General features: G+C 67.6%; 16 protein-coding genes and 1 pseudogene. 7 read left to right on the top strand and 10 right to left on the bottom strand.

The window, feature by feature from the left end; translation table 11 throughout:
* The first annotated feature begins 100 nt into the window (after positions 1-100).
* Positions 101-796: an SDR family NAD(P)-dependent oxidoreductase gene (locus tag ABZT93_RS28935; RefSeq protein ID WP_356110195.1), complete on the top strand. Its 696-nt coding sequence runs from the start codon at positions 101-103 to the stop codon at positions 794-796.
* Positions 797-948: 152 nt separating this feature from the next.
* Here ABZT93_RS28935 and ABZT93_RS28940 read toward each other — a convergent pair whose 3' ends face one another.
* Positions 949-2,121: an epoxide hydrolase family protein gene (locus ABZT93_RS28940; RefSeq protein WP_356110197.1), complete on the bottom strand. Its 1,173-nt coding sequence runs from the start codon at positions 2,119-2,121 to the stop codon at positions 949-951.
* A 103-nt stretch (positions 2,122-2,224) separates the two neighbouring features.
* On the opposite strand from ABZT93_RS28940, the gene ABZT93_RS28945 reads away from it, so the two are divergent.
* The gene (locus ABZT93_RS28945) at positions 2,225-2,800 is read left to right on the top strand and encodes a CGNR zinc finger domain-containing protein (protein WP_356110200.1); all 576 of its coding nucleotides are present in this window, start codon (positions 2,225-2,227) and stop codon (positions 2,798-2,800) included.
* A 136-nt stretch (positions 2,801-2,936) separates the two neighbouring features.
* On the opposite strand, the gene ABZT93_RS28950 is transcribed toward ABZT93_RS28945, so the two are convergent.
* Positions 2,937-4,121: an ROK family transcriptional regulator gene (locus tag ABZT93_RS28950; RefSeq protein WP_356110389.1), complete on the bottom strand. Its 1,185-nt coding sequence runs from the start codon at positions 4,119-4,121 to the stop codon at positions 2,937-2,939.
* Between the two features lie 137 nt (positions 4,122-4,258).
* Here ABZT93_RS28950 and ABZT93_RS28955 point away from each other — a divergent pair, with 137 nt between their 5' ends.
* Positions 4,259-5,713, top strand: a complete 1,455-nt coding sequence (locus ABZT93_RS28955) for an APC family permease (RefSeq protein WP_356110203.1) — start codon at positions 4,259-4,261, stop codon at positions 5,711-5,713.
* Positions 5,714-5,960: 247 nt separating this feature from the next.
* Here ABZT93_RS28955 and ABZT93_RS28960 read toward each other — a convergent pair whose 3' ends face one another.
* Both ABZT93_RS28960 and ABZT93_RS28965 read right to left on the bottom strand, forming a co-directional pair.
* On the bottom strand, positions 5,961-6,239 hold the full coding sequence (locus ABZT93_RS28960) for a GlsB/YeaQ/YmgE family stress response membrane protein (protein WP_356110205.1): 279 nt from the start codon (positions 6,237-6,239) through the stop codon (positions 5,961-5,963).
* Positions 6,240-6,411: 172 nt separating this feature from the next.
* Entirely contained in the window at positions 6,412-7,767 is a 1,356-nt protein-coding gene (locus tag ABZT93_RS28965; RefSeq protein WP_356110207.1) for a beta-1,3-glucanase family protein, read from the bottom strand.
* Between the two features lie 282 nt (positions 7,768-8,049).
* On the opposite strand from ABZT93_RS28965, the gene ABZT93_RS28970 reads away from it, so the two are divergent.
* The 3 genes and pseudogenes from ABZT93_RS28970 to ABZT93_RS28980 form a co-directional block, all read left to right on the top strand.
* The gene (locus tag ABZT93_RS28970; RefSeq protein ID WP_356110210.1) at positions 8,050-10,185 is read left to right on the top strand and encodes a discoidin domain-containing protein; all 2,136 of its coding nucleotides are present in this window, start codon (positions 8,050-8,052) and stop codon (positions 10,183-10,185) included.
* 710 nt (positions 10,186-10,895) lie between these two features.
* Positions 10,896-11,459 (top strand): hemerythrin domain-containing protein, encoded by a 564-nt coding sequence (locus tag ABZT93_RS28975; protein ID WP_356110213.1) that lies wholly within the window; start codon positions 10,896-10,898, stop codon positions 11,457-11,459.
* 836 nt (positions 11,460-12,295) lie between these two features.
* Positions 12,296-12,418 (top strand): annotated as a pseudogene (locus ABZT93_RS28980) (XRE family transcriptional regulator); the annotation flags it as partial.
* Here the strand turns inward: ABZT93_RS28980 and ABZT93_RS28985 are convergent.
* A complete protein-coding gene (locus ABZT93_RS28985) occupies positions 12,376-12,858 on the bottom strand; it encodes an arginase family protein (protein ID WP_356110215.1) in 483 nt (160 codons plus the stop codon). The pseudogene ABZT93_RS28980 and the gene ABZT93_RS28985 overlap by 43 nt on opposite strands.
* A 246-nt stretch (positions 12,859-13,104) precedes the next feature.
* On the opposite strand from ABZT93_RS28985, the gene ABZT93_RS28990 reads away from it, so the two are divergent.
* On the top strand, positions 13,105-14,103 hold the full coding sequence (locus ABZT93_RS28990) for an Lrp/AsnC family transcriptional regulator (RefSeq protein ID WP_356110217.1): 999 nt from the start codon (positions 13,105-13,107) through the stop codon (positions 14,101-14,103).
* Between the two features lie 91 nt (positions 14,104-14,194).
* Here ABZT93_RS28990 and ABZT93_RS28995 read toward each other — a convergent pair whose 3' ends face one another.
* The 5 genes from ABZT93_RS28995 to ABZT93_RS29015 form a co-directional block, all read right to left on the bottom strand.
* Entirely contained in the window at positions 14,195-15,658 is a 1,464-nt protein-coding gene (locus ABZT93_RS28995; RefSeq protein WP_356110220.1) for an amino acid permease, read from the bottom strand.
* 95 nt (positions 15,659-15,753) lie between these two features.
* Entirely contained in the window at positions 15,754-17,109 is a 1,356-nt protein-coding gene (gene gabT / locus ABZT93_RS29000) for a 4-aminobutyrate--2-oxoglutarate transaminase (RefSeq protein WP_356110223.1), read from the bottom strand.
* Positions 17,110-17,438: 329 nt separating this feature from the next.
* Complete coding sequence (gene speB, locus ABZT93_RS29005) at positions 17,439-18,452, bottom strand: agmatinase (RefSeq protein ID WP_356110226.1); 1,014 nt, start codon at positions 18,450-18,452, stop codon at positions 17,439-17,441.
* Between the two features lie 32 nt (positions 18,453-18,484).
* Positions 18,485-19,750, bottom strand: a complete 1,266-nt coding sequence (locus tag ABZT93_RS29010) for an aminotransferase class III-fold pyridoxal phosphate-dependent enzyme (RefSeq protein WP_356110228.1) — start codon at positions 19,748-19,750, stop codon at positions 18,485-18,487.
* A gap of 62 nt (positions 19,751-19,812) precedes the next feature.
* Complete coding sequence (locus ABZT93_RS29015) at positions 19,813-21,306, bottom strand: aldehyde dehydrogenase family protein (protein WP_356110231.1); 1,494 nt, start codon at positions 21,304-21,306, stop codon at positions 19,813-19,815.
* Positions 21,307-21,331 lie beyond the last annotated feature (25 nt).

The raw sequence follows: 21,331 nt of genomic DNA on the forward strand, positions 1-21,331 counted from the left end.
GACCATTGTGTCCGCCGGAGAGCCGTTGTGCCTGGTACTGGCAGTCCTACCGTCGCAGGGGGCACTGGCTCTCCTCTCGGCACCGGCCGAGAGTGAAGGCATGACCACGACATTCATCACAGGAGCCAACAGGTCCCTCGGGTACGAGACCGCCCGCCGACTGATCGAGGCCGGCCACACCGTCCTCGTCGGCGCTCGCGACAGCGCCCGCGGCCAGGCGGCCGCCGACGCACTCGGTGCCCGTTTCGTCCAGATCGACGTGACCGACGACGCGTCGGTGGCCGCGGCCGCCGCCGACATCGGGGCCCACGAGGGCGCTGTCGACGTACTGATCAACAACGCGGGCGTCCTCGGGCCGCACGGCCCGGCCGACCAGCTCACGGCCGCTGACGCGAGCGCGGTGTTCGAGGTCAACGTCGTGGGGATCGTCCGGGTGACGCACGCGTTCCTGCCCCTGCTGCGCAGGTCCGCGAACCCGGTCATCGTCAACGTGTCCAGCGGCATGGGGTCGTTCGCGGCCACCCACGACCCGGGTCGCGCGGAGGGCCGGGCCGTCGCGCCGCTCTACACCGCGTCCAAGGCCGCCGTGACCATGCTGACCACGCAGTACGCGAAGTCGTGGCCGGACGTGAAGGTGAACGCTGCCGATCCCGGCTACACCGCGACCGACTTCAACGGCCACAGCGGCCCGCAGACCGTGAGCGAGGGCACCGACGCGATCGTCGAGCTCGCCACCATCGGGGCGGACGGCCCGACCGGAGTCTTCCGTGACCGTCACGGGGCAATGGCCTGGTGATGTGGTGGGGTTGCGCCGGAGGGCCCGAGTACGTGGTGCGAACCGTCGTCCGAGGCGTCGCGTCGAGGCCTCGGGGAACCGGCGTCCGCGGGCGCAACTCCCGTCGGTTCGGCAGTCCTCTGCGGTGATCGAGTGCCGATGTCCGGCCGCCTTCACCGACCGGCGGCCAGCACTGCCGCGAAGCCCTCTTGGAGATCCTTCACGAAATACTCGGGAACCTCCAGCGACGGGAAATGTCCTCCGCTTTCGGGCGACCTCCAGCGAACGATCCGGCGGTACCGCTCCTGTGCCCAGGGGAGCGGGCACTTCTCGATGTCGCGGAGATACATGCTGATTGCCGACGGGACGTCGACCCGAAGGTCGGGGTCCAGTGAATTGTGGCTTTCGTAGTAGATGCGGGCCGCCGATGCGCCGGTCCGCGTCAGCCAATACAGGGTGACGTCGTCAAGAATTCTGTCGATGGAAAGTGTCTCGAACGGGCTGTCCTCGGTGTCCGACCACTCGGCGAACTTGTCGAGGATCCAGGCAAGGAGCCCGACCGGTGAGTCGACGAGCGAGTAGCCGATGGTCTGCGGCCGGGTCGCCTGCTGCTTGGCGTACGCCGCGCGGTGGCGCCAGAAATCGCGGGTTTCCTCGGTCCACTTCCGCTCGACCGCAGTCAGCCCGTCCGTCGTCAGTCCTGGCGGCGCCTCCGCGAACAACGTGTGAATGCCGAGAACGTGCGCTGGGAACCTGCCGCCGAGGACCGTGGTGATATTGCCTCCCCAGTCGCCGCCGTGGGCTACGAACCTGCTGTAGCCGAGCCGTCCCATCAGTTCCACCCATGCGGCCGCGATCTTTTCGGTTCCCCACCCGGTGACCGTCGGCTTGTCGCTGTAACCAAAGCCTGGGAGGGACGGGACCACGACGTGGAACGCGGGCGCGTCCGCATCGTTCGGATCCGCCAGCTCGTCCACCACATCGATGAACTCGGCGATGCTGCCCGGCCAGCCGTGCGTCAGGACCAGCGGGGTGGCGTCCGCGCGCGCGGAACGGCGGTGCAGGAAGTGGATTCCCAGGCCATCAACGGTTGTTCGGAACTGGCCTATCCCGTTGAGGCGGGCTTCGAACGACCGCCAGTCGTACCCGGTGCGCCAGTAGTGCACGACATCGACGAGGTCGGCGAGAGGAACGCCCTGTTCCCATCGCCGTGGGTCGGGCGCGGCGCGCTGGACCGTCTCGGCCTCCGGTAGCCGCGCCGCGGCCAGACGCGCGCGCAGATCGTCGAGATCGGCGTCAGTCGCATGGGCTTCAAACGCGTGCACGTCGCTGGTCGGACGGGGCATGAGACCTCCTGGCCGTCGCGGAACCGACTACCACCTGATGTGAACCGTCTTAGACGGTTCTAACAGCTCTCCGCCCTACGCCGCAACCGGCTAAGGTGGTTCCATGCGTGTTCGCTTCCCTGACTTCCGCCTCGGCAACGTGCTGGCGACCACCTTCACGGGGACTCTGTCGGAGCGTCATGGCGACCCTGTGGAGCGCATTCCCACGCCCCAGCGACTCGTCGACTGGCTGGCGGTGAACGGCCTCGCCGTGGACTCCTGCACCACTGCCCAGCTCGACCTCGCCCGGGAACTGAGGGAGTCGATTCACGCCGCGGCGACAGCGGCCGCGCTCCTGGGCGCTCTCCCCGCATCCGCCGTCCACGTCATCAACGACTGCAGCACTCGAGGTCGGGCCGCGGCTGTCCTGACGCCCGAGGGTGAGCGGCGATGGCGGCTCAGCTCGGCTTCCTGTGTGGAGGACGCCCTCAGCGTGATCGCCGCCGACGCGATCAGCATCATCGCGGGCGAACGCGACGGAAAGCTGGCGTTGTGCGCGTCACCGACCTGCAAAGCTGCCTTCTTCGACACCAGTCAAAGCCGCACCCGTAAATGGTGCGACATGAACACCTGCGGGAATCGCCAGAAGAAGGCCCGCTTCCATGCCAACCAGCGCACAAGCCCCGGATCGGCGAGATGACGTCCAAGGGGCAGAGCTCCTGACCTCGGATGTCCGGCGCAGCGCACCGTGCCCACGTTCGCCTGGGACCGGTTCTTCGGTCAGGTGTGCTGGACGCGGTGACCGCTGAAGCGGGCCTGCACCGGGGTTGGGCCGCTCAGGACATCGCTGACCGTCGCTCGAACACCACCTCCCGCGCTGTTCCGAGCGCTGTCGCCACCGCGCCGAGGAGGACCGCGTCCTCGCCCAGCCGACTGGGGGCGAGCTTCGGGCGCAGGGGAGTCAGAGTCCTGAGGTTGTCGCGCACCGGTTTCAGGAGAAGGTCCACGCTGTGGCCTACTCCGCCGCCGAGGACCACGAGGTCAGGGTCGAGGACGGCCGCCGCGGCGGCCACCGTGTGGGCGATGCGCTCGCCCTCCAGCCGGACCGCCTGGACAGCGGCGTCGTCTCCTTGCCGGGCCGCGTCGAACACGGCCTTCGCGGTGAGCTGTCCCCGCATGCCGAACCGGCGTGCCGCCTCCACGACCGCCACCCCCGACACCGCGTCCTCCAGCCGCTGCCGCTTCTGCTGTCCGGGCCAGGGCAGGAAACCGATCTCCCCGGCGAGACCGTGCGCCCCCGTGAACAGGCGCCCCTCGCTCACCACGCCCATGCCCAGACCGGTGCCGATGAGGATGTACGCGAACAGCCGGCTTCCCGCCCCCACGCCGTACGTGTACTCACCGAGCGCGGCGAGATTGGCGTCGTTGTGCACCTCCAACGGGACGCCCAACTCCTCGCGCATCCGGTCGAAGAGACCGGCCCGCCCCCAGCCCGGCAGGTGCATCGCGTACCGCACCCGGCGGTGCTCCTCGTCGTACACACCGGGCGTGCCCACCACCGCGTGCACCACCTCGTCCGGGGCCGCGCCCGAACCGGCGACGACCTGCCGGGCCGTCGACACCACCAGGTCGGCCATCGCACCCGAGCTGCGAGCCTGGTTGCGCACGTCGGAGCGGGCGACGACGGTGCCGTCCAGGTCGGCCACGGCGACCCGAAGCCAGCTGCGGCCGACGTCGATGCCGAGGACATGACCGGCGGCCGGATCGGGCGCGTACAGCACCGCCGTACGACCGCGCTCGGGTACATGAGTGCCTGCCTCGCGGACCAGTCCGGCCGATTCCAGTGCGGCCAGGGCGCTGGAGACGGTCGGTTTGGACAGGCCGCTCTCCCGGGCGAGCTGCGCCCGGGACGCGGGGCCGTCCGCACGCAACCGCTCCAGCAGCAACCGCTCGTTGGTGCTGCGCAGCCGCTGCCGGTTCCAGGGCTGCTCTTGCTGCTCTACGACGTCACCGGCGGCCATCGCACCATTCTCACGCACAGGGAGCCCCCCTCTTGACGCATCAAGTAAGGCTCCTTAACTTTATCGGCCAAGACACCGGATACCGGCCCGCACGCCGCCCCTCACCCCCTCAGCGACTCACCACCCCAGGAGCCTGCATGTCCGGTAGCCCGCCGCCCAGCGGTGGTTTCGTCCGTCGCGTCGGCCTGTTCCAGGCCACGACCATCAACATGAGCCAGATGTGCGGCATCGGGCCGTTCGTCACGATCCCGCTGATGGTCGCCGCGTTCGGCGGCCCGCAGGCGGTCGTCGGATTCGTCGCGGGCGCGATCCTCGCGCTGGCCGACGGGCTGGTGTGGGCGGAACTCGGTGCGGCGATGCCCGGCTCCGGCGGCAGTTACGTCTATCTGCGCCAGGCCTTCCAGTACCGCACCGGCCGGCTGATGCCGTTCCTGTTCGTGTGGACGGCGATGCTCTTCATCCCGCTGATCATGTCGACCGGAGTGGTCGGCTTCGTCCAGTACCTGGGCTACCTAGCCCCCGACCTGGGAAAGACCTCCGGTGACCTGGTGGGCCTCGGTGTCATCGCCCTGGTCGTGATCCTGCTGTGGCGCGGCATCGAGCACATCGCGCGCATCACCGCCGTGATGTGGGCGGTCATGATCACATCGGTGCTGCTGGTCATCCTGGCCGCGGCGACCGACTTCAGCGCCCACCTCGCCTTCACCTACCCGGCGCACGCCTTCGACCTGGGCAGCAACACCTTCTGGATCGGCTTCGCGGGCGGCCTGACCATCGGCATCTACGACTACCTCGGCTACAACACCACCGCCTACATGGGCGCCGAGATCAAGGACCCGGGCCGCAACCTGCCCCGCTCGATCATCTTCTCCATCCTGGGCATCATGGCGATCTATCTGCTGCTGCAGATCGGCACGTTGGGCGTGATCGACTGGCACCGTATGACGGATGCCAAGGACATCGCCTCCACCTCGGTGGCCTCGGCGGTGCTGGAGGAGACCTGGGGCAAGGGCGCTGCCGACACGGTCACCGTCCTCATCCTGATCACGGCCTTCGCGTCGGTTTTCACCGGCCTGCTCGGCGGCTCGCGCGTGCCCTACGACGCCGCCCGCGACCGGGTCTTCTTCCGCCCCTACGCCAAGCTCCACCCCAAGCACCGCTTCCCGACCCTCGGCCTTGCGACGATGGGCGTGATCACGGCGATCGGGTTCCTGATCGGCCGCCACACCGACCTGGCGACTCTGATCCAGCTCCTGACGACAGTGATGGTCATCGTCCAGGCGCTGGCCCAGATCGTGGCGTTGAGCGTGCTGCGCAGGCGACAGGCGACACTGAAGCGGCCCTACCGGATGTGGCTCTACCCGGTGCCGAGCATCATCGCGTTCGCCGGCTGGTGCGTGATCTACGGATACGCGGACAAGAACTCGCCGGGCCGCCACCCCATCGAGTGGTCGCTGGCATGGCTGGCCCTCGGCTGCGTGGCGTATGTGCTGTGGGCCCGCTTCGAGAAGGTGTGGCCGTTCGGTCCGAAGGAGATCACCGAGGACTATCTGGCGCCCGAGACGGCGCGAGCGGAGCCGGCCGGCGCGTGACCTCGCCCGCCGACTCCAGGCGCCTCCAGACGTCCTCGGCCGCGGGCGTCCCCTGCCGCGCGGCGCCGCGACCATGTCGGCGCCGGACTGTCTGCGCAGCGAACGCCTTTGTCTCCTGCACGAGTACAGGCCGAAACGCCGGTAGCGCCCTCCCGCAGGCCCCCACAGCCACCAGCCCCGGTAAGGACGGCGGAACGTGCCTCGGCCGGCCTCGCCTTGAACGGCGGGGCCGGCCGAGGGCGGCACATCAGGCGTGGCGGTGGGACCGCCGGTTGCCGGTGACCACTCGGTACAGCACGAGCAGGATGAGGGAGCCGACGATGGCGGCCACCCAGGTCGAGAGGTCGAAGAAACCGTCGATCGAATCGACACCGAAGATCACCTTGCCGAGCCAGCCCCCGAGCAGGCCGCCGACAATGCCGATCAGCATGGTGATGATGATTCCGCCCGGGTCCTTGCCGGGCAGCAGAAGCTTGGCGATGGCGCCGGCCAGCAGGCCGATCAGAATCCAGGCGATGATGCCCACGTTTCCTCCTCGTTCAGCAATACCTTCCTCACTCGAATGCGCACGGACGGGCAAGATAAACCTGGAATAAAAATGGCCGACGAGAGGCCGACAGGCCCCTCGCGGATGGCCGTTGATGACGCTGAGTCCCGTCGAGGCAGGGGAGTGCTTTCCAGTCGCCCCGACCCCCCCTCTACCAGCCGACGGCTACCAGGAGCCACTGCGGGTCGGCGTGGGAGATGAAAGAGGACTGACCCGCCACGTCGTCGTAGGGGAATCCGTAGGCGAGGTGGTTGATGGCGTTGTCGTGCCAGAACTTGGCGTAGTGGTTCGCCGGTGCGGCCTTGTAGAACTGCGCCGGGTCGGACTGCTGGGAGGCCGGCAGCGTGGCGACGTGGCGGTTGAGGGCGGCGCACATGTCGGGGTTGCCCGCCAGTGAGGCGGCACAGCCGAAGATGTCGGAGGTGGCCCCGTTCACGCCCACGGACTGGGCGTACGCGGTGAAGTAGTTGGCGTTGGCGCCGCCCGCGCGGAAGCTCGGATCGCTGCCGGGCGCGATGATCCGGTACGGGGCCTGGGTCTGCGCCAGCACCTTGAACTCGCCCGGTACGGCGTCGGTGAAGCGCTGGAACGTGGTGGCGCGGTCCTCGGCGAAGGTCTGCCGGTTCTCGCCGACCTCGACGTCGTAGCCGTCCTTGGTGTGCAGGCGCATGGCCAGCTTCAGGCCGAAGGCGTCGACCCGGGTGGTGTTGCCGTTGAAGACGCTGTTGCCGACGGTGAACTCGATGAAGTCGTAGTAGGGGCTGTTGGGTGAGCCGAGGTGGAAGTACATGCGGCCCGCGGAGTTGGCGGGCATGTCGAGGTAGGGCTGCTCGGCGATGGAGTGCGTCTGGCCGTTGAAGCTCCAGTACACCTGGCTGTCCGGGTACTTGCCGTTGGTGCGGTTGAGGATCTTCACCTCGACGGCGTTGCTCGCCGGAGGTATGTCGGTGGTGCTGCCCCAGAAGTCGTCCGGCGGAGTGGTGCCGCCGGGGCCGTAGACCTGGAACTCCCACAGGGAGTAGCCGTACGGGGTGCCCCGCGCGGTGCCGTAGAGGCGGACGTAGCGGCCGCTGCCGGAGATGCTGATGTTCTGGGTGCCGCCGGTGGCGGTGGTGGTCGAGTGGACGGTCGTCCAGGTGTTGGCGTCGGTGGAGGTCTGGATCTGGAAGGCGGTCGCGTAGGCGGCCTCCCAGTTGAGGCTGACTCGGCTGAGCTGCTGGACGGATCCGAGGTCGACCCGTAGCCACTGCGGGTCGGAGAAGGCGGAGGACCAGCGGGTGCCGGTGTTGCCGTCCACGGCCGCGCTCGCGGGTGTGCCCGCGTTCTCGGTCGATGAGGCGGTGGCCGGTCTGCCCTGGGAAAGCAGCTGGTCCGCGGCGTGCGCGGGCGTAGGGGCCAGGACGTTGAAGAAGGCCACGAGCAGGGCGACGACCAGGCCGAGCACCGTGCGTGAGTGCGCGGTGCCGGCTGGGGGACTGCTCGTGGGGGCGCTGACGATCCTCTGCATGTGAGTCTCCTCAAGCCGGTACGGCGTGCGGGGGGATGGAGCAACAGCAGACGTGAGAGCGCTCTCTCGCCGAGGAGTGTTGAGGGCATGTCATCAAGATGTCAAGGGATCCGACGGGAGTGGACCCGGAAAGATTTCAACTTCCGAAGGCTTGCCGAAGCTGGCGACTCATCAGTTAAATCAAGACGTGAACTAAGCGCCGCCGCAGCGAATGCACCATGTCCCCAGGCTCCTGCCGTCGGCGCTCCCCGCACTTCCCCCGACGCACCCGCAGGAAGCTTCATGAGACTCAGATCCCTGGGTGTCGCGCTTGCCGCCATGGCAGCACTGATCACCCTGCCCATCACCCAACTCCCGGCGGCCGCGGCCGCCGACGTGAACCTGTCCCAGGGCAGGACGGCGACGTCCTCCACCAACGAGAACTCCGGCACGCCCGCGAGCGCAGCCGTGGACGGCAACACAGCCACCCGGTGGTCCTCCGCGTTCACCGACGACCAGTGGCTGCAGGTCGATCTCGGAGCCACCGCCTCCATCAGCCAAGTCGTCATCGACTGGGAGACCGCCTACGGCAAGGACTACAAGATCCAGTCCTCGAGCGACGGCAATACGTGGACCGACCTGCGCTCGGTCACCGGTGGAGACGGCGGAACCGACACCCTCGACGTCTCCGGACAAGGCCGGTACGTACGTCTCCTCGGCATCCACCGTGCCACCCAATGGGGCTACTCCCTCTGGGAGTTCCAAGTCTTCGGCACCACGGGCAGCGGCAGCGGCCCGGTCCAGGGAGGCGGCGACCTCGGCCCGAACGTGATCGTCGTGGACCCGTCCACCCCCAACCTCCAGCAGAGGTTCGATCAGGTCTTCGCCCAGCAGGAGTCGGCGCAGTTCGGCGCGGGGCGCTACCAGTTCCTGCTCAAGCCGGGCACCTACAACGGCATCAACGCCCAACTCGGTTTCTACACCTCGATCTCAGGCCTCGGGCTGAACCCCGACGACACCCAGATCAACGGTGACGTCACCGTCGACGCGGGCTGGTTCAACGGCAACGCCACCCAGAACTTCTGGCGTTCGGCGGAGAACCTCGCCATCAGGCCGTCCAACGACACCGACCGCTGGGCGGTGGCACAGGCCGCGCCCTTCCGCCGCATGCACATCCAGGGCGGCCTCAACCTCGCCCCCAACGGCTACGGTTGGGCCTCCGGCGGCTACATCGCCGACTCCAAAATCGACGGCACCGTCGGGCCGTACTCCCAGCAGCAGTGGTACACCCGCGACAGTTCCGTCGGTGGCTGGACCAACGGCGTGTGGAACATGACGTTCACCGGAGTGCAGGGCGCGCCGGCGACCAACTTCGACTCGGGCCCGTACACCACCCTGGACACGACGCCGATCTCCCGCGAGAAGCCCTTCCTCTACCTCGACGGCAGCACGTACAAGGTGTTCGTGCCCGCCAAGCGCACCAACGCGCGCGGGGTGTCCTGGTCGGCGAACGCCGGCACCTCGCTCCCGCTGGACCAGTTCTACGTCGTCAAGCCGGGCGCCACCGCCGCCACCATCAACCAGGCGCTGGCCCAGGGACTCAACCTGCTGTTCACCCCCGGGGTCTACCACCTCGACCAGACCATCGACGTGAGGCGGCCCGACACGGTGGTGCTCGGACTGGGCCTGGCCACGCTCGTGCCGGACAACGGCGTCGACGCCATGCACGTGGCCGACGTCGACGGCGTACGGCTCGCCGGTTTCCTCATCGACGCCGGTCGCACCAACTCCGACACGCTGCTGCGGATCGGCGAGCCCGGCGCCTCCGCCGACCACTCGGCCGACCCGACCACCATGCAGGACGTCTTCGTCCGGATCGGCGGGGCGGGCCCGGGGCTCGCGACCAACTCCGTCGTCGTCAACAGCGACGACGTCGTCATCGACCACACCTGGCTCTGGCGCGCCGACCACGGCGACGGTGTCGGCTGGGACACCAACCGCGCCGACTACGGCCTGAGGGTCAACGGCGACGACGTCCTGGCCACGGGGCTGTTCGTGGAGCACTTCAACAAGTACGACGTGCTGTGGAGCGGCGAACGCGGCCGCACGATTTTCTTCCAGAACGAGAAGGCCTACGACGCCCCGAACGCCGCCGCCATCTCCCATGACGGCATCGTCGGCTACGCGGCCTACAAGGTCGCCGACACCGTGACACAGCACGAGGCATGGGGGCTCGGCAGCTACTGCAACTACACCTCGGACCCCTCCATCGTGCAGCGACACGGCTTCCAGGTGCCCGTCAGATCCGGTGTCAAGATGCACGATCTGCTGGTGATCTCCCTGGGCGGCAAGGGCCAGTACGCCCACGTCGTCAACGACACCGGCGCGCCCACGTCCGGCACCGACACGGTGCCCTCCAAAGTCACGCAGTTCCCGTAACCGACGACCGCGAAGTCGGCGATGAGACGCCGGCGCCCCTCTTCAGGAAGCCGCCGGGCCAGGTGCTGCCGTGACAGCTCCGGGTCACGGCGGCTGCCGGGAGCGGTCCCGACGGCACGGTCAATGAGATCAGGAAGCGAGCGGAGTCGGCCCGTCCCGTACACAGCTCCTGATGGCCCAACCTGCGCGGGCAACGGTGGCGGAACCGTTCCGTTGTTGGTGATGCTGGGCCCTTGTTACCTGCGCAACACGGCGGTGAAGGCGAACCTCGGCCCCCGCCTGTTCACCTGGGCGGATGGCAGGACCTGGCCCTGCCCGGGACCTTGTCGGGCGCCTTCAGCAACTACTTCTGGATCCCGCTCGTCGGGCCACTCGTGGGGGAGTGATCGGGGTGATAGCGCCGAGTGCGCCGACGGGGTCGCAGTCGTGGTCCTCGTCAACTGACAGCCGTCTACCGCCTACCGCCCACCACGCCATGCGTGCGTGCGTGCCGGGAGAGCCCTGCCCTGGGGGAGATCTCTCGGTTCCTTGCCCGGAGCCGGAGCGCGGGCCCGAGTCGCTCGGCCGTCCGGGTGCTGGCATCCCGGGGGCGTGAAGCCCTGCCGCCTGAGTGGGACGTATGACCTGTGGACGCTGGTCCACGTGTCCGTGCCGAGTAGTTCCGGCTGTCGAGTACCACCGAGTGCCGTGTGCCGAAAGGAGTGCCTCTTATGGGTCATGGAGGAAACGTCATCCAGGAACTGATCGTCGATCACCGCGAGGTCGACGAGCTCTTCGAGCAGATCGCAAACCAGGCAGCGGACGCCGCCACGCGCCGTGCACTGGCCGACCAGCTGACGATGGAGCTGGTCCGGCACTCGGTGGCCGAGGAGCAACACCTGTACCCCGCGGTCCGCCGGTACGTCGACGGGGGTGACGATCTCGCCGACGAGGAGATCGCCGACCATGGCGAGATCGAGCGACTGCTGAAGGAGCTGGAGGGCTGTCAGCCCGATGACGCACGGTTCGACATGCTCATCGTCCAGTTGAGGACATCGGTCACCGCACATGTGAGGGACGAAGAAGACCGTCTCTTCCCGCTGCTCGCGGAGGCATGCTCGGCAGAGGCACTCGATGACTTGGGGGAGAAGGTCCGTGCGGCCAAGAAGACCGCTCCGACCCGCCCGCACCCCGCTGCCCCGGACACTCCGCCGCTCAACAAGATTCTCGCCCCGGGAGCCGGCATGGTCGACCGGTTCCGCGACATGCTCACCGGACGAGGCAAGCAGGGCTGAACCCCAGCGGAGCAGACAGGGATCGCGGCGAAGGTGGCCAGGGGGTCGGAGGAGACGGGCTCCTCGAACCAGGTCACGAGCTCTTCGGCGAGCACCGGGCTCACGCCGACGGCCTGCTTGGCGCCGTATCCGCGGTTGACGTCGACGTACCGTGCGGTGCGGTGGCGTCGCCGATCACGGCGCCGGTCGAGTTCCTCGGGCAGTGGCCCACGAACCGTAGGTGGCGTCCCCGCAGCGGACGGTGGCCGGGACGAGGGTGGTGCTGTCCCGGCTGAGGGTGCCGTCCGCCTCGGGGAGTCAGTGGCCGCGTGGTGAGCACGGCGGTGTCACCCTGCCACGACCGGCGAGTGGTTCACGTGCCGTCCTGCGTGCCGGGCTTTGTCGGACGATGGGAAGGAGTTCAGTCGCCGAGGGCGTGACCTGGGGACTGAACGCTTCTCCGCGCATCGATGACCGCTGATCTGCGCACCGATCAATTCAGTGCGCAGACGCTTACCAGGCCAGGCCGTCGCGTAACAGGCCTCGCCGAACGAGGGCTCTGAAGAGAGTGGGAGGCGTCATTTCGCTTTGCGCTAGTGACACGTCCGGCGGATCGAAAGCCCACGAGCGTGGGAGGTCCCTGATCCTTTGCTGCGCGAGTTCGGCGAACCTTTCAGCTTTAGCGCGGTAGTCGCCTCCAGTGACGAGCTGGAGCCCTAGATGGATCGCACCTGCGATCAACAGCGGGTTAGCGGAGTCACTGTGAGCCGTGGTTCCTAGACCGTAGAGACCATAGGGGGCGATGTTTTCTGCGGCTGCGCTGGCGATGGCGAGGGTCTGCACCTTCCGATGGGTGGGTGACGATCTTCCCGCCCGACCCGGACTTCGAGGCTCTGCGTCTGGAACTGGCCCGGCTGCGTGCGGTGCGGGGATGGACCTACGACGAGCTTGCCGCCCGCAGTGGCCTGGCCAGAAGGACGCGGAGCCCGACCTGCAGGAAGCGATCGCCCCGAAGAGCCCCGGACTCGATCAGCCGGCGCATCGGCGTGCCGTGGGCGACGAGCGAGCCGAACTGGATGTCTGCCGTGTCCGCGTGGGCGTCGAAGTGGATCATCGACACCTTGCCGAAGCCGAAGTGCCTGGCCACGCCGGTGTGGTCGGGCCAGGCGATGCTGTGATCGCCGCCCAGCACGATGGGGACGGCCCCTGAGGAGGCGATCTTGAACACGGCTTCTTCGATCTGCTTGACCGACCGGGCCGTGTCGCCGCTGTAGACGGGCACGTCGCCGGCGTCGTACTCGAGCCGTCTTGGGGGAGATAGCACGCCTGGCGGACGGCCGAGGGCCCGAAGCGAGCACCGGAGCGATAGCTGGTGCCGCCGTCGAGGGAGCTCCCAGGATGACGACGTCGGCGTCGACATAGGTGGCAGGGTCTTCCAGGTCACATGCGTCTACGCCCAGGAAAGTGATCTGAGGACCGAACATGGTGAAGGGCGGAGTGGGCACGATGCGCCTCTCAGGTACGGAGGGTCGTTCTGCCTGACAGCAGCAGGGAGACAGTAGCCCAGCAATGGGAATTTCTCTTGTCGTGACTCCCCTAATGCAAACTTTCCGCGCCTTCAAGGTACGATATGAAACTACAGAGCAACTGAGGGGGAGAGTGACCGTTGGAGACTCCAGGTCGGTCCGCAAGCAGGTCCTCGAAGGGGAACGAGGTTCCTGGCGGGCTCGTCGATGCTGTAGATCAGCAGCTCGTAAAGCTCCTCGTCGCGGACGGGAGGGCGGGCTATGCCGAGCTCGGCGCTCGCGTCGACCTATCGGGGGACGCCGTACGCGAACGGCTGAAGCGTCTGATCGCCGACGATGTCATCCAGGTGATCGGTAGCGTCTCTCCGGCCACGGTGGGCCTGGACAGCTTCGCTCTGGTGGGCATCACCGTGCGGGGGCCGGTGCTGCCCGTGGCCCGAGCACTGGCGGAGATTCCCGAGGCCGACCTTGTAGTGCAGACCACCGGCATGTTCGACATCATTGTCGAACTCGTGTGCCGGGATGACCAGGAATTGCTTCGGGTGCTCGACGAGTCGGTGCGCGTCATCCCCGGCGTGCTCACCTGCATGGCCATGCAGTACCTCTCGGTGGAGAAGTACGCGCCGGAGGGCTCTCAGCAGCTGCTCGTGGGTGGTGGGCGCCCCAGCATCGCGACCAGCGCGGGGACGAGGGAGGAGTTCGACGACTCCGATCGAGCTCTGATCGCTGTTCTCCAGCGGGACGGCCGGGCAACCTTCAAGGAACTGGCGGAACAGTCCGGTGTGCCCTACGCAAGCGCACGCCGCCGAGTGATGCGTCTCCTCGAACGAGGTGTGGTCAGGATCGTGACCATCACCAATCAGCTTCTGTATGGTCGGCGCGTCCAGGCAGGGGTGGGCCTCCGGGTGCAGGGGCCGATTCCCGATGTCGTACACGCACTGCGACAAATCGACGAGGTGGAAGTGGTGGCGGCCACTACCGGACCGTACGACCTGCTGCTGGAGGTCAGCTGTGCGAGTCGGGCCGATCTGTACCACCTGACGGGGACGGCGCTGCGCCAGATCGCAGGCATTACGTCGACTGAGACGTTCAGTTACATCGACATACACAAGCTGCCGTACACGTGGACGGCTCTGTGAACTTGGCTCCGAGGGAAAACCGATCTGGGAGTGCCACCCGTGACGGGCGACACTCCCAGATCGTGCTCACCCGGCGGTAATCGCCAGGTCCTCATGCGCTGTCCGCAGCAGGCACCGGCGGGGCCGCCGACGCTGGGTCGGCGAGGCGCGCCACCTTGGTCCGGACGTTGAACCACAGGACGAATCCGAGGAGGGCCACGAAAGCCATGGCCAGGAGCACTGCGTAGTTCTCGTACCAGGGCAGTTGTGGCGACCTGGGCCAGACGATGTTGACCAGCTCGAAGAGCAGCCAGAGCGCCGCCACGACCGTGATGGGGTAGCCCCATCGCCCCAGAGTGACGCGCCCCGGTGTCCAACGTCCGCGCACTCGGTAGACGAGGACCGCCACGACGGGCATCGCGAAGGCGACGAAGAAGCCGCCGGTCGAGAAGCTCACGAGGGTGTTGTAGAACTTCGCCGAGAAGCCCGCGCAGAGCACGATCATGGACAGCGTACCGGCCGTGACAACCGCGGCCAGGGGGTACTGGTGGCGCCCGGTGAGCTGGGAGAGGCGGCCCGAAGCAGGCAGCACGTCGTCGCGTGCGAAGGACCAGATGATGCGAGACGCGCTGGTCTGCGCGGCCATCATGCTCGCGAGGAACCCGATCACGATCAGGATGAACAGGGGCTTGGTGACGCTATTGCCCAGCGCGGCCTGAGCCGTCTCGGCGGTGGGGTCGAGCATTGCGCCCGAGACGACGGCCTGCATGTCCGGTATGGCCAGAATGAGAGCGAGCCCCGAGAAGAGTACGACGGCACCGATCGCCAGCAGCGACGCCACCATGGCCTTCGGGACGTTCCGCTCGGCGTCGACCACTTCCTCCGCGATGGCGCCGGCGCTCTCGAAGCCCACGAACGCCCAGCCGACGAAGCCCACCGCCGCGAACAGGCCCGTCCAGAGCCAGTCTCCGCCGCCCGTTCCAGCAGTGTCGAAGACGACGCTCAACGGCTGGTTGCGGTGCCCGATCAGCAGGATGCTTCCGAGCACAATGCTGCCGACCACCTCAGCCGTCAGGCTGAGTACGGCGAAGGTCTTGACGGCCTTCGGCCCTGCCGCGTTGAGGGCGGTCACCACCATGGTTACAGCAATCGCAACCAGGACCTTCGTCGTGCTTCCGAAGGGCTGCGTACCGAGAATGATCGGCAGGAAGGTGGCCACGTAGTAGGCACCACCGGCGACGGCGACCATCAGCGACCACATGTACGCCCAGCCGGCGAACCAGCCGTAGTGCTCCCCGGCCAGGCGGCGTGACCACTGGTACACACTGCCCTCGAACGGCCACTTCGAGGCGAGTTGCGCGAAGACGCCGGCCACAAGAAGCTGCCCGACCAGAACGATCAGGAAGGCCCACCAGCCGGCAGGCCCGGCGGAGGTCAGGACCAGGGCGAAGACTCCGTAGAGCGCCACGATCGGGGAGATGAAGACAAAGGCGATCGTGAAGGCGCTGCGGAGGGTGAACTCCTTCTTGAGTCCGCCCGAGACCGCCTCCGGCGGCTTCAGCTGCTCGGTCGTCATGGCGTCCCCCTAAGGGACGAAGTGCTGCCTGCTCTACACATCATGTACCTCCAGCGGGGGGTGTCGGGGATCCGCGAGTTGCCTGAGGGGGGTCTTTACTGACGGGCTTCCAGAGCCTCGTGGAGGATGTCGAGGCCCTCGTTGAGGAGGTCCTCGCCGATGACGAGCGGGGGGAGGAAGCGGATGACGTTGCCGTAGGTGCCGGTCACCAGGACCAGGGCACCCTGCTGGTGGCAAGCGGTCGCCAGAGCTGCCGCCGCCTCCGGATTCGGCTCCTTGGTCGTACGGTCCTTGACGAGTTCGATGGCGATCATGGCGCCGCGTCCGCGAATGTCGCCGATCACGTCGAACCTCTCCGCCATGGCTGAGAGGCGAGCCTTCATGATCGTCTCGATGTTCTTGGCCCTGGCGTTGAGGTCCAGCTCCTTCATCGTCGCGATCGCACCGAGCGCACCGGCACAGGCGACCGGGTTGCCTCCGTAGGTGCCACCGAGCCCGCCCGCGTGCGCGGCGTCCATGATCTCGGCCCGGCCGGTGACGGCGGCGAGCGGCAGACCGCCGGCGATGCCCTTGGCGGTGGTGATGAGATCCGGGACGATGCCCTCGTCCTCGCACGCGAACCACTCGCCGGTGCGGCAGAAGCCGGACTGGATCTCGTCGGCGACGAAGACGATGCCGTTGACCCTGGCGAACTCCCTGATCGCGGGCAGGAAGCCCTCCGCGGGCTCGATGACTCCGCCTTCGCCGAGAATCGGCTCGATGATGATCGCGGCGACGTTTTCCGCCCCGACCTGCTTGGTGATCTGGTCGATGGCCTGCGCGGCGGCCTCCGGGCCGGCCTTCTCCGGGCCTGACGGCCAGCGGTAGCCGTACGCCAGCGGCACCCGGTACACCTCAGGCGCGAACGGCCCAAAACCGTGCTTGAACGGCATGTTCTTCGCCGTCAGCGCCATGGTGAGGTTTGTACGCCCGTGGTAGCCGTGGTCGAACACGACCACCGCCTGCCGCTTGGTGTACACCCGTGCGATCTTGACGGCGTTCTCGACGGCCTCGGCACCGCTGTTGAACAACGCGCTCTTCTTGGCGTGGTCACCCGGGGTCAGCTCGGCCAGGGCCTCGGCGACCTCCACGTACGCCTCGTACGGAGTGACGCTGAAGGCGGTGTGGGTGAACTGTGAGGCCTGGGCCGAGAGACGGCGCACCACCTCCTCTGCGGCGTTGCCGACCACCGTCACCCCGAGACCGGAGCCGAGGTCGATCAGCCGGTTGCCGTCGACGTCCTCGACGATCCCACCACCCGCACGCGCAGCGAATACCGGGAGGGCTGTGGAGATGGCGTCTGCCACGACGCTCTTCTTGCGCGTCATCAGTTCCTGCGACCTGGGGCCGGGGATCGCAGTGAGGATGCGGCGCTCCTGAGGAACGGCCGGGCCTCCGGTAATTACGGTCATGACGGCTCCTGGGAAGGTGCGCGGAAGTTTCTGTGTGCTGTAGGCGGCTCGGTCAGTTCTTGCGGAGCGGGCTTCAGCCCTGCGGCCTGGCTTGGGGAGCAAGCCGTACAGCAGATGTGCCGACGGGGAATGCCGGGTGGCGGCAACCTCTCGACGTTCGGCTCATCAAGCGATCAATCGCTTCGGCGGGGTCTACCGCGGATGACACCTTCACTAGTCATGACGGTCCCATCGGCACTAAATGCTTGTCAAGAGTTCATTGCATGAAAATATCTGGCGTAATGAGCGCGCCGAATGAACTCTCACCTGTATGTCGGGCTGCGGTACCGTCATGCCCCGCGGGTGCTGCTCGGAGCCTGCGACGGGTCGATCTTCGGAGCCCAGGCGGACAGCAGTTCGTAACCGACGTGGGCCGCGGCCACACCGGTGATCTCCGCGTGGTCATAGGCGGGTGCGACTTCCACGATGTCCGCGCCGACCACGTTCAGGCCGCTGGTGGCACGCAGCAGCATGAGCAGTTCCCGCGACGTGAGACCGCCGGACTCCGGCGTTCCCGTACCGGGCGCGAATGCCGGGTCGAGGACGTCGATGTCGACCGAGACGTAGACCGGGCGGTCGCCGAGCCGGGCGTGCATGCGCTCGATGGTGCCGCGTACACCGATGTCCTCGATCTCCTCGCACCGTACGGGTGCGAAGCCGAGCGCGCGGTCGTTGTCCATGTCGCCAGGTCCGTAGAGACCACCCCGGATGCCGACGTGCATGCACCCTTCGAGGTCCAGCAGCCCTTCCTCGCTGGCCCGGCGGAAAGGCGTTCCGTGCAGATAGGGACTGTTGAAGTAGGTGTCCCAGGTGTCGAGGTGCGCGTCGAAGTGGAGTACGGAGATCGGACCGTGCTGGGCATGCAGGGCACGCAGCACGGGCAGGGCGATGGTGTGGTCGCCACCGAGCACGAGAAGTTTGCTCGCTCGTTCCAGGACGCTGCGGGCGCCCTGCTCGATCGAGGTGATAGCGGCAGAGATGTCGTACGGGTGGGCGGATATGTCACCGAGGTCCACGACCTGTTGCCCGAGGAAGGGCCAGGCGTCCGCCTCAGGGTTGTAGGGGCGTAGCAAACGGGAGGCGATGCGGATGTGCTGAGGGCCGAAGCGGGCACCAGGCCGGTAGCTGACGCCGGCGTCGAACGGGACACCGACAACGGCCACGTCGAGGTCGCCTGTCTCATGCGGGCGGGGCAAAGACGCGAAGGTGGTGGGGCCGGCGAAGCGCGGAACCTGAGTGAAGTCGACCTGTCCGACGACTTGGTCGAGACGGACACGGGGCTGGGGAGGCAGAGGGGTGCCCATGATGGGGCCTTTCTTGACAGAGGCAGAGGTGGTCACAGCAGGCTGGCGAGTCCCTTGCGGACTCCCTCTGCCATTTGTTCGAGTTCTGTGTCGGTCGCGCAGAGTGCCGGCGAGATCTGCAGGCCGCCGCAGGCGAACGGGCGGGTGAGGACGCCGGCGTCACGGACGGCCCGCACTGCTCGCTGAAGGAGGAGAGGGTCCTTGCGTAGAAGCCAGGCGTTGAGCTGAACGCAGGCCATGGCTGCGGGGCCGGTGCGCACGCTCTGCACCACTCCGTCCCCACCAAGACCGTCGAAGAGTTCGGGCAAGCGAGCGGCTATACGGTCGGCGTCACGGAGCAGGCCGTGCTCGTTGAGGTAGTCGAGGTTGGCCAGGGCCGCGGCGGCCGCCGCGGCGTGTCCGCTGTAGGTGTACCCGTGCCGGAACACCTCTCCGCCCTCCCAGAAGGGCGCTGCAACCCGCTGGTGGACCAGGACCGCGCCGAGCGGCAGGTAGCCGCTGGTCAGTCCCTTCGCGGCCAGCAGGAGGTCGGGTTCCAGACCGTAGTTCTCGCTCGCGAACCAGGCGCCGGCACGTCCCATCCCGGTCGTCACCTCGTCAACCACGAACAGGATGTCGTTGCGACGGCAGATGTCGGCAACGGTCTCCAGATATCCGGAGGGCGGGAAGTGCACTCCTCCGGCACCAACGATCGGCTCGCACACGAAGGCGGCGATCCGTTCGGCGCCGAGTTCGTCGATCGCGGCCTGGAGCGCCTGCGCGTCGTCGCGGGCGATCAGACGGCTGTCCGGGAGCAGAGGGCCGTAGCCGCTCCGGTTCGCAGGAATGCCGCTGATCTGTGTGGCCGCGGTGTGCATGCCGTGGTAGGAGTCCCGACGGCTGAGGACCATGGTGCGCTCGGGCCGACCGAGAGCCTGCCAGTAGCGACGGGCGTACTTTACGGCCGTCTCGACACCATCGGATCCGCCGCTGGTGAAGAGCACCTTCCAAGGGCCTCCCGGGGCCAGATCGGACAAGCGGTCGGCCAGTTCGTCGGCCGGCTCATTGGCGTAATCGCCGAAGGTGGAGTACGCGTGCAGACGCAGGAGTTGGGCGTGAGCCGCGTCGGCTATCTCCCGGCGTCCGTAGCCGGCGTGGCAGAACCACAGGCCGGCGGTTGCGTCCAGGAAGCGGCGTCCGTCGGAGCTGGTCATCCAGACCCCGTCCGCGTCGGTCAGGACCAGCTGGTCCCGAGCGGCGGACATGTCCTGGAAGGGATGCCAGTGGGAGGAGGTGTGCAGGGTGGCGCTGGAGGACATTGCGTCAGTTCCTCGATTGCGGGGCCGACCGATTCACGGGAAGCGACCGGCCCAGGATCGGTCTACAGGTCGATCACCGTGGTCTTGAGTTCGGTGTAGTGGTCGACGGCTGCGGAACCCAACTCGCGGCCGAATCCCGACGCTTTGACGCCGCCGAATGGCAGCGTGGGGTGAAAGACGCCGTAGGTGTTGGCCCACACCGTGCCGGCGCGCAGACGTCGGGAAACACGGTGCACGCGGGCCGCGCTCCCGCTCCACACTGCCGAAGCGAGTCCGTAGTCGGTGCCGTTGGCCAGCTGGATGGCATGGTCCTCGTCATCGAAGGGCAGGACGGTCAGGACCGGGCCGAAGACCTCTTCCTGTTCGATGCTCTGCCCGGGCCGGGCGCCGGTGACGACCGTCGGGGCGACGAAGAACCCCCTGTCGTCGGGTAGTTCAGCGGTGATTTCGACATTGGCGCCCGCCGCGACCGCTTGGTCGACGAGCGAGACGACATGGTCGCGCTGCGCGGCGGAGACGAGTGGACCCAGATTGGTGGCGGGGGCCAGGCCGTGACCGAGGTTCAGTCGTCGGGTGCGGCTGACGAGTTCGGCGACGAACTCATCATGGACGCGACGGTCGATGATCAGTCGGCTGCCGGCGACGCACACCTGTCCGGCGTTCGTCCAGATGCCTCCCATCACGCCATCGATGGCGGCGTCCAGATCCGCGTCGCTGAAGACCAACTGGGGACTCTTGCCACCGAGTTCGAGGCTGACCCTGGTGAGCGTGTCGGCGGCGGCGCGCATCACGGCCTGGCCGGTGCGGGTGGATCCGGTGAACGCGATCTTGTCGATCCCCTGGGTAGCCGTCAGCGCCGCACCGGTCGCCCCGGCCCCGGGAACGAGGTTGACCACGCCGTCCGGGATGCCCGCCGTTGCGCACAGCTGCGCGAAGTACGCCGTCGACAGCACCGTCTGCTCCGACGGCTTGGCCACGAAGGTGTTTCCGAACGCGAGGGCGGGTGCCAGCTTGTACATCAGGATCGGCAACGGGTAGTTCCACGGCGTGATGGCCGCACACACGCCGATCGCTTCCCGGGTGCTGGTGGCGAAGAAACGGCGCGGCGCTGGGATGACCGTGCCCTCGACCTTCGTGGCCCACCCTGCGTAGTAACGCAGGACAGCGATCGCCTCGTCGATGTCTAGGCGGGCCTCGGCGAGGGGCTTGCCGGTGTCGAGGGCCTCCAGCTGGGCTACGACCTCGGCGTCCTTTTCCAGCAGGTCGGCGAGGTGGCGCAGCGTCTGTTCGCGGGCCTCCGGGTCCTGCTCGCTCCAGCGACCGTCGTCGAAGGCCCTGCGGGCGGCAGCCACGGCGTCGCTGACGTCCTCTGCCGACGACGCGGCGTAGGCGGTGACAGGAAGGCCTGTGCCCGGGTCGATCACATCAATGAGGGTGTCGGAGCGGGCCGTGCGCCAACTGCCGTCGATGAAAGGGCCAAGTGTCGGCTTGTCGAGCCAGCTGAGCACGCTGGGCGACAGCAGGCCGCGCACTGCGGGGGCCAGTTGTGCGGACATTGGATGCTCGTTTCTCTACTGCGCC

This window comes from Streptomyces sp. NPDC005303 (assembly GCF_040607335.1).
Lineage (GTDB): Bacteria > Actinomycetota > Actinomycetes > Streptomycetales > Streptomycetaceae > Streptomyces.